Genomic DNA, 8,907 nt, shown 5'->3' with positions numbered 1-8,907 from the left:
AGAGGTGTATAAGAGACAGGGGTACGGCTCCCCCGGGGCGGCGAGGCCCGGAAACGACAGAGCGCCCCGGGCCTTGTCGGCCCGGGGCGCCTGTGAAGTCGCTTGTCAGTAGCTCAAGCAGCTCGACCATGGCACCGGTCGGACCGGGTGCCATAGGTAAAGAGGAAGCTCAGCTGCTCGTGCATGAGGCCAGTATGCCCGCCGCCGTCCGGCGGCCGCCGCCGGGGTTCGTATGGTGAGACGAAGGGAATGTCGCGTCCCCGTTAGAATTGACAGTCCCGACACCCTTCACCGCCGGAAGGCCGCCCCGTGCCAGCAGTGCCCCCCGCCGCCCCCGACGCCGTCCTCGTTGTCGACTTCGGCGCGCAGTACGCCCAGCTCATCGCCCGCCGTGTCCGTGAGGCCCGGGTCTACAGCGAGATCGTCCCCAGCACCATGCCGGTGGCGGAGATGCTGGCCAGGAACCCCAAGGCGATCATCCTCTCCGGCGGCCCGTCCTCCGTCTACGCCGAGGGCGCCCCGACCCTCGACCGTGAGATCTTCGAGGCCGGTGTACCGGTCTTCGGCATGTGCTACGGCTTCCAGCTGATGGCCACCACCCTCGGCGGCGCCGTCGACGACAACGGTGCGCGCGAGTACGGACGTACCCCGCTCTCCGTCGCCAAGGCCGGCTCCACGCTCTTCGAGGGCACCCCCACCGAGCAGTCGGTCTGGATGTCGCACGGCGACGCCTGCTCCGCCGCGCCCGAGGGCTTCACCGTCACCGCGTCCACGGACGTCGTGCCGGTCGCCGCCTTCGAGAACGACGAGAAGAAGCTGTACGGCGTGCAGTACCACCCCGAGGTGATGCACTCCACGCACGGCCAGCAGGTCCTGGAGCACTTCCTCTACCGGGGCGCCGGCATCGAGCCCGACTGGACCACGCACAACGTCGTCGAGGAGCAGATCGCCTCGATCCGCGCGCAGGTCGGCACCAAGCGCGCGATCTGCGGCCTGTCCGGCGGCGTGGACTCCGCCGTCGCGGCGGCGCTCGTCCAGAAGGCCATCGGCGACCAGCTGACCTGCGTGTACGTCGACCACGGTCTGATGCGCAAGGGCGAGACCGAGCAGGTCGAGAAGGACTTCGTCGCGGCCACCGGCGTCCAGCTGAAGGTCGTCGACGCCCAGGAGCGCTTCCTGAACGCGCTGGCCGGGGTCTCCGACCCCGAGGAGAAGCGGAAGATCATCGGCCGCGAGTTCATCCGCGTCTTCGAGCAGGCCCAGGCGGAGATCGTCGCCGAGGCCGGCGCGGAGGGCGAGGACGTCGCGTTCCTCGTGCAGGGCACGCTCTACCCGGACGTGGTCGAGTCCGGCGGCGGCACCGGCACCGCCAACATCAAGTCCCACCACAACGTGGGCGGCCTGCCCGACGACATCGAGTTCGAGCTCGTCGAGCCGCTGCGCCAGCTGTTCAAGGACGAGGTCCGGATGGTCGGCCAGGAGCTCGGCCTCCCCGAGGAGATCGTCCAGCGCCAGCCGTTCCCCGGCCCCGGCCTCGGCATCCGCATCGTCGGCGAGGTCACCAAGGAGCGCCTCGACCTGCTGCGCGACGCCGACGCGATCGCCCGCGAGGAGCTGACGGCGGCCGGCCTCGACCGCGACATCTGGCAGTGCCCCGTCGTGCTGCTCGCGGACGTACGGTCCGTGGGCGTCCAGGGCGACGGCCGGACGTACGGCCACCCGATCGTGCTGCGCCCCGTCTCGTCCGAGGACGCGATGACGGCGGACTGGACGCGGATGCCGTACGACGTACTGGCGAAGATCTCGACCCGCATCACCAACGAGGTGGCGGACGTGAACCGCGTGGTGCTCGACGTGACGAGCAAGCCGCCGGGCACGATCGAGTGGGAGTGACCCCCGCCCATTAGGTTCATGGTCAACGCCGATGCCGTCGCCCATCCGTTCGGGCGGCGGCATCGTCGTACCCGCTCGGTACGCTGGCCGCAGGCCCGGGAATCCCGTCCATGGGAGGAACCATGACCGCTGAGCCGCTGCTCACCGAGATCTCGTGGCCGGTGCCGCCGCAGGACGGCTACACCGTGGACGACCTGCTGACGCTGCCCGGCCTCCCGGCGACGACGGCCGTCCGGTCGTGTACGTCTACGAACTCGACCCCGCCACCAAGGCGTACGGCCCGGTCGGCATCCACCACGACCGGCTCAAGCTGTCGGTTTCATTCTCCGTCGACATCGACCTCGCCGCGATCGACGAGCTGTAGCCGCCTGCGCGATGCTCGGCAGCCCCCTGTTCACCTGCCGTACCGCGCGGTAGCTTCCGCCCCATGACGTCCGAGATACACGCGCCCGTCCCGGCACCCGTACCCGTCGAGCAGCTGCACTTCGCGATGCCGCCCGCCCACGCGACCGCCGCCGAGGAGCGCCGGTACCGCAAGGAACGGCTGGCGGCGGCGCTCAGGCTCTTCGGGCGGTACGGGTACGAGGAAGGCGTCTCGGGGCACATCACGGCCCGCGACCCGCAGTACGCCGACTGCTACTGGGTGAACCCCTTCGGGGTCGCCTTCGCCGACATGACCGTGAGCGACCTGATCCTCGTCAACGGCGACGGGCAGGTCGTCGAGGGCCGGCGCCACGTCAACCAGGCGGCGTTCCTCGTCCACGCCCAGGTGCACCGGGCCAGGCCGGACGTCGTGGCCGTCGCCCACACCCACTCCGTCCACGGCCGCGCGCTGTCCGCGCTGGGCCAGCTGCTCGATCCGATCACCCAGGAGTCCTGCGCCTTCTACGAGGACCACGCCCTGTACGACGCGTACACCGGAGTCTCCGTCGACGAGCAGGAGGGGCGGTGGATCGCGGGCGCGCTCGGCCCGCACAAGGCCGTCATCCTGCGCAATCACGGGCTGCTGACCGTCGGGGACTCGGTGGACGCGGCGGCTTGGTGGTTCATCGCGATGGAGCGCTGCTGCCAGGTGCAGCTCGCCGCGCGGGCGGCGGGGCGACCCGTACTGATCGACCACGAGGACGCCGTCGCCACGCGCGACCAGCTCGGCAGCGACCTCGTCGCGTGGATCAACCACCAGCCGTTGTGGGACCGGATCCGCCGCACCGAACCGGACCTGTTCGAGTAGCCCGCGCACAGCCCCCTGCGGGTGACGCGGGGACCTCCCTTCGTACGGCAGAATTCCCCTACACCGGAGGGAAGTTCCCTTCCGTGACTGCGATGACATCGATGAGTGCGAGAGGGCGGCAACTTCCGTGGCTGTGCAAGAGGCACGACAGAGCGCGCACAGTGGCGGTTGTACGTGCGGCGACTGCCCGCACGGGGCCCGCGAGGGCCACCGGCGCGCGGTGGCGGCCTTCCTCGCCAAGCGCGACGGGCTGGCCGCCGGTCAGGGGCTGCCCGCCGCCGTCGCGCACTCGGCCGGGGCCTCGCGCCAGTGGGTGTCGGACGAGCTGACCCAGTCCGCCCGCGCGGTCGCCGAGCGCAGCCGTGCGGCGGGCGAGGCGTGGCTCGCCATGGTGTGGCGGGCCACGCTGTGCGTCGTGTGGGGCGCGGTGCTCGTGCTGGTGCTCGCCGAGGCGTTCACGGCCATCGGCGCCGGCTGGACCACGGCCCGAACGGCGGGTCTGCTCGCCGCACTCGTCACCGCCGCCCTGCTGACCGGCGCGGCCCGTGCCCACCGGGCGCGCGGTGGGCTCCTCGCGCCCCTCATCGGCGAGGACAACCGGCTGTCGACCTCGCGCGCCGTCGCGGCGGGCTGGGTGCTGCTCGTCGTCTTCGCGGTGCTGGTGATCGCGATCCAGCTCGCCGCCGCCTCCGACCACGCCGATCGCGACGCTCTGATCGCCGGCCTCGAACTCGCCCGCGGCCTCGGCATGCTGACCGTCCTCGCGCTGACCTGCGCCGTCGCCGTGGTCGTCCGCCACGTGGTGACCGTGCGCGTCCTCTCCCAGCGCCTGCAGAAGGTCCGCGCGGATCGCCCCCGCGCGGCCGACCTGCTCACCGACGACGCGGGCCGCAGCAGCTTCGCCGATGTGCAGTACGTCCTGGTGAGCGCGGTGGCGGTGGTCTTCGCCGCGGTCCGGCTGGCCCGGCGGCCCGAGCAGCTGCCCGACCTGCCGTGGGGGCTGGCGCTGCTGGTCGTGGTCTCGGCGGCGACGTACTTCGCGGCCAAGTTCGCCGAGGGCGGCCGCCCGGTGGTGCTCTCGGTCGTACGGGCCAGGGAGGCGGGCGACCTGGACGCGCCGATCCGCACCGGTGACGACATCGAGATCCGCGGGGCCGGGTTCGTGCCGCCGGGCGCGGGGACGCCCGACCGGCTGGCCCGGATGGTCGTACGGATCGGGACGGTGCACGTTCACGTGCCGCTGATCCCGGTCCCCGGCGGCTTCGCCAACCCGACGGACACGGTGCTGACCGTGCCGGTGCCGGTGGAGGTCGAGCCGGGGCGCGTCGACGTACGGGTGGTGACGGCGGCGGGTGTCGAGACCGACCGGGTGACGATCGACGTCACCGACTGAAACCCAGTCGTGACCTGCTGTTTGAGCCGGACCACCGCTGCATACGTATCCCTCTTCGAGGGGCGCGGGCACCATCGTGCCCGCGCCGTACGGCGCTGACGCTTCGGAGAGGCGGGACCAGACCATGAGTCACGGGCATCGGGCCGGCGGCAACGGCATCATGGCGGGCAGGGGAGCGGGCGCCGGCCTTGGCGACGCGCCGTACGGCGGCGGCTGGCGTGGCACGGCCCGCCACTACGCGCTCCTGCCCCTGCGGATCTTCCTCGGTGTCACCTTCGTCTACGCCGCCCTCGACAAGCTGACGGACAGCCAGTTCCTGGCGGCGAGCGGCACCGGGTCGATCGGGGAGATGATGCGCGGCGTGCGCGACACGTCGGCCGTTCCCGCCCTCGTCGATCTCGCGCTCAAGAACCCCGAGGGCTTCGGCTACGCCATCGCCTGCGGTGAACTCGCCGTCGGCATCGGCACGCTGATCGGACTGCTCGCCCGCCTCGCCGCACTCGGCGGGGCGCTGATCTCGCTCAGCCTGTGGCTGACGGTGAGCTGGGCGTCCGATCCGTACTACTACGGGAACGACCTCGCCTATCTGATGGCCTGGCTGCCGCTGGTGCTGGCCGGAGCCGCGTACTTCTCCGTCGACGCCACCCTCGCGGCGCGCCGCCGGCGCAGACTGTAGGCGGCCCAGCTCGCCGCTCCCGCCAGCAGCAGCCCGACGAAGATCACCGGGAGCGCCAGGTAGGCAGGGATGTGCCAGGCGCCCGTGGCGTCCGCGGTGTACGCCGCCGCCGTGGCCAGCACCGCGAGGCCGCTGATCAGCTTGCCGGGCCGGAACTCGTGCCGGAAGCGCGGGGGGCGTGTCCCGCGGGCCCGGCCGTCCGGGCAGTCACTTCGTGGCACGGGCCACCTCCACCTGTCCGACGCCGACTTCGAGGTCCAGCCGGAGCGTTCCGGCGGGCTTGTCGCTCCGCGCCGCCCCGGACGGCTTCGGCGGCTTCAGCGTCTCGTCGCGGAAGTGATCCGTCCGCAGGTCGAAGTCCTGCCGCCGCTCGCCGGGCAGCCGGATGTCGCCGAGCCCCACGTTCATGCGCAGCTCCACCGTCGCGTCCTTCGGTACGACGACCTTGAGGTGCCCGGCCCCGACCTCCGCCCGGGTCGCCACCGACCCGTCCGCCGGGATGCGCACGCCGCCGAGGTCCAGGGTGCCCACCCCGGAGCCCAGCGCGTACCGGGGCCGCACGTCGGAGGCCGAGGCGGGCTGCCAGTGCGTACGCATCCAGTCCGTGGAGATCTGCTTGGGCAGCGCGGAGGCGCCGGTGAGCAGCAGCGCCGTGATCACGGTGAGCAGGATGGTGCCGACGCCCGTACGGCCGCGGAACGCGCTGACCGCGATGCCGAGCCCGAAGACGGCCAGCGCGCAGGACAGGCCGATCTGCAGGCTCGTGCCGAGCGGCCGCGCGTCCCACGACAGGCCGGTGCCCAGCCCGCCCGCGAGCACCGCCAGCAGGAACACCCGTCCGCCGATGCCGCGCGTCCCGCGCGACGCCGGATCGGGCCGCTGCGGCGGGCGGGGGGCCGGTGCCGCGCTCCCGGAGGGCTCCGGTGCCTCTTCCATCACCGCGCTCAGGGGCCCCCACAGGTAGCCGGTGCCGACCGGGCCCGTCGTGCCGTCCTTGACGATGGGGTCCCGCCACCAGGAGGGCGCGCCCGGCACGGGCGGCGCCTGCGTCTCGGGCGGCGCGACGGCGGCGGCCTGCGCGGCCACCGGGTCGACCGGGCCGGTTCCGGGGTCGGTGAGGCGGCGGCGCTGCGACCAGTAGGCGGCGCCGGTGAGGGCGAGCGAGAGCAGCACGGCGAAGCCGAGAACGGTGCCGTTCCGCAGCATGGAGAGGAAGAGGCCGCAGCCGATGAGGGCGAACAGCACGGCGATGAGGGTGGCGCCGTCGACGCGGCCGGTCAGCAGCCGGCGGGCCTCGTTCTCGTCCTCGTCGTCCAGCGGGACGAAGAGCCAGGCGAAGCCGTAGAAGATCAGGCCGAGACCGCCGGTGACGGCCAGTACGCCGAGACCGACCCGGAAGATCACCGGGTCGAGGTCGTAGTGCCGGCCGAGCCCGCCGCAGACGCCGCCGACCAGCTTCTGCCGCTTGCTGCGGCGCAGCGGCGGCGGGGTCGCGGGCTGCTCCGACGGGTCGTCCGGGGGCCCCGGGGGAGCGGCGGCGTCGTACGGCTGTGTCATACGTCCATGGTGAGGTGCGGTACGGCGGCGGGGCACCCGTACCGACCCTGGACGATCCCTGATTTCGACCCCGACCCGGCAGGGGCACCCGCGCGGGCCGGTCAGGGGCATGTAGGGGACCGACCCTGATGCCCGGCCCCACCCGTACGTGTGACGATCGGAGCATGCCAGTCGCCACGCCCCGCCGAGCCGCGAACCCCCGCGCCCCCGAACCGGAGGAGCCGCAGCCGCGCAAGCTCTACCGCAGCGCCGAAGGCCGCATGCTCGGCGGCGTCGCGCGCGGGCTCGCCGGGCACCTCGGCGTGCCGGTCGTCTGGGTACGGATCGTCTTCCTCGCGCTCTTCCTGTCGGACGGCCTGGGCGCGCTCCTGTACGCCGTCTTCTGGTTCGTGGTGCCGCTCGGCGTGGGCGGCGTGGACGCGCCGCGCTCGGCGTTCGAGACCACGCCCGACGGGCGCCGCAAGCTCCGCAAGCCCGACAAGGGCCAGGTCTTCGCGCTCTGCGCGCTGCTCGTCGGCGCCGTCACCTTCGTCATGAACGTCGAGGTCGGCGGGCAGGCCGGGCGGTACGTCTGGCCTGCCCTGCTGATCGGCCTCGGCGTCGTCCTCGTATGGCGGCAGGCCGACAACGCGCGCCGCGCCCACTGGACGGAGACCGGCAGCCGCCGCCGCATGCTGCAACTCGCACGCGGCATGGCGGGCGTGGCGCTGGTCGGCGTGGGGCTCACCGCGTTCCTGGTGGTCCGGGGCTCCGCGGCCCAGCTCGGCAACGTCCTCACCGCGGCCCTCGCGGTCGTCACCGGCATCGCGCTGCTCGCTGGCCCCTGGCTGGTCCGTATGACCCAGGACCTGTCCGAGGAGCGGCTGATGCGCATCCGCGCCCAGGAGCGTGCCGAGGTCGCCGCCCATGTGCACGACTCGGTGCTGCACACGCTGACGCTGATCCAGCGCAACGCGGAGGACCCCGGAGAGGTGCGCCGCCTCGCCCGCGCCCAGGAGCGGGAACTGCGCAACTGGCTCTACAAGCCGGAGGGCAACGGCAAGGACGAGTCGGAGGAGCCCGACACCCTCGCCGAGGCGGTCAAGCGGGCGGCGGCGGAGGTCGAGGACAAGCACGGCGTACCGCTGGAGGTCGTGGTCGTCGGCGACTGCCCGCTCGACGACAAACTCGTCGCACAGATGCAGGCCGCGCGCGAGGCGATGGTGAACGCCGCCAAGTACGGTGGCGAGGGCGGGGCGGTGCAGGTGTACGCGGAGGTCGAGGGCCGTACGGTCTTCGTTTCCGTACGGGACCGGGGACCGGGGTTCGATCTGGACGCGGTGCCCGGCGACCGTATGGGCGTACGAGAATCGATCATCGGCCGTATGCAGCGCAACGGCGGTACGGCGAGGCTGCGTTCCGCGCCCGACGGGGGCACGGAGGTCGAGCTTGAGATGGAGAGGGCGGCGGACGCATGACCGAGACCGAGACCGAGGGAACCCGGGAGCGGCGGGTACGGGTGGTGCTGGTGGACGACCACCGGATGTTCCGTACCGGAGTGCAGGCCGAGATCGGCCGGACCGACTCGACCGGGGTCGAGGTGGTCGGTGAGGCCGCCGACGTCGACCAGGCGGTCACCGTCATCACGGCGACGCGCCCCGAGGTCGTCCTGCTCGACGTGCACCTGCCGGGCGGCGGCGGCGTCGAGGTCCTGCGCCGGTGCGCGCCGATGATGGGGGCGGTGGAGAACCCGGTGCGGTTCCTGGCACTGTCCGTGTCGGACGCGGCGGAGGACGTGATCGGCGTGATCCGCGGCGGCGCCCGGGGATACGTCACGAAGACGATCACAGGCACCGACCTGGTCGACTCGATCTTCCGGGTGCAGGACGGCGACGCGGTGTTCTCGCCCCGGCTGGCCGGCTTCGTCCTGGACGCGTTCGCGTCGACGGACGCGCCACCGGTCGACGAGGACCTCGACCGGCTCACGCAGCGGGAGCGCGAGGTGCTGCGGCTGATCGCCCGGGGCTACGCGTACAAAGAGATCGCCAAGCAGCTCTTCATCTCGGTGAAGACGGTCGAGTCGCACGTCTCGGCGGTGCTCCGCAAGCTGCAGCTCTCGAACCGGCACGAGCTGACGCGATGGGCCACGGCGCGCCGGCTGGTGTGATCCGCGCGGCG

8 protein-coding genes and 1 pseudogene are annotated in these 8,907 nt (G+C 72.5%); 7 read left to right on the top strand and 2 right to left on the bottom strand.

Features of this window, described 5'->3' with window-relative positions:
* The first annotated feature begins 309 nt into the window (after window positions 1-309).
* The 5 genes and pseudogenes from guaA (at window position 310) to E2E34_RS11010 (ending at window position 5,193) form a co-directional block, all read left to right on the top strand.
* Window positions 310-1,893, top strand: a complete 1,584-nt coding sequence (guaA, locus tag E2E34_RS11030; protein WP_138901710.1) for a glutamine-hydrolyzing GMP synthase — start codon at window positions 310-312, stop codon at window positions 1,891-1,893.
* Window positions 1,894-2,110: 217 nt separating this feature from the next.
* A pseudogene (locus tag E2E34_RS36365) lies at window positions 2,111-2,257 on the top strand (Uma2 family endonuclease); the annotation flags it as partial.
* Between the two features lie 63 nt (window positions 2,258-2,320).
* Complete coding sequence (locus tag E2E34_RS11020) at window positions 2,321-3,124, top strand: class II aldolase/adducin family protein (protein WP_138901709.1); 804 nt, start codon at window positions 2,321-2,323, stop codon at window positions 3,122-3,124.
* A 127-nt stretch (window positions 3,125-3,251) separates the two neighbouring features.
* Window positions 3,252-4,517 (top strand): hypothetical protein, encoded by a 1,266-nt coding sequence (locus tag E2E34_RS11015; protein WP_138901708.1) that lies wholly within the window; start codon window positions 3,252-3,254, stop codon window positions 4,515-4,517.
* A 160-nt stretch (window positions 4,518-4,677) separates the two neighbouring features.
* Complete coding sequence (locus E2E34_RS11010; RefSeq protein WP_138901711.1) at window positions 4,678-5,193, top strand: DoxX family protein; 516 nt, start codon at window positions 4,678-4,680, stop codon at window positions 5,191-5,193.
* Here E2E34_RS11010 and E2E34_RS11005 read toward each other — a convergent pair.
* Entirely contained in the window at window positions 5,100-5,414 is a 315-nt protein-coding gene (locus E2E34_RS11005; protein ID WP_244315622.1) for a hypothetical protein, read from the bottom strand. The two genes, E2E34_RS11010 and E2E34_RS11005, sit on opposite strands and share 94 nt — an antisense overlap.
* Window positions 5,401-6,750 (bottom strand): PspC domain-containing protein, encoded by a 1,350-nt coding sequence (locus tag E2E34_RS11000; RefSeq protein WP_138901707.1) that lies wholly within the window; start codon window positions 6,748-6,750, stop codon window positions 5,401-5,403. The genes E2E34_RS11005 and E2E34_RS11000 overlap by 14 nt, the downstream gene beginning before the upstream one ends.
* 164 nt (window positions 6,751-6,914) lie before the next feature.
* Between E2E34_RS11000 and E2E34_RS10995 the strand changes: the two genes are divergently transcribed.
* Together E2E34_RS10995 and E2E34_RS10990 are read left to right on the top strand one after the other, a co-directional pair.
* Window positions 6,915-8,207: an ATP-binding protein gene (locus E2E34_RS10995; RefSeq protein WP_138901706.1), complete on the top strand. Its 1,293-nt coding sequence runs from the start codon at window positions 6,915-6,917 to the stop codon at window positions 8,205-8,207.
* Complete coding sequence (locus E2E34_RS10990) at window positions 8,204-8,896, top strand: LuxR C-terminal-related transcriptional regulator (RefSeq protein WP_138901705.1); 693 nt, start codon at window positions 8,204-8,206, stop codon at window positions 8,894-8,896. Before E2E34_RS10995 ends, E2E34_RS10990 begins: the two co-directional genes overlap by 4 nt.
* Window positions 8,897-8,907: the final 11 nt, after the last annotated feature.

Origin of the sequence: Streptomyces albidochromogenes (assembly GCF_005981925.1) — a bacterium.
GTDB lineage: Bacteria > Actinomycetota > Actinomycetes > Streptomycetales > Streptomycetaceae > Streptomyces > Streptomyces albidochromogenes.
This window is presented reverse-complemented; position numbering and strand designations above follow the sequence as displayed.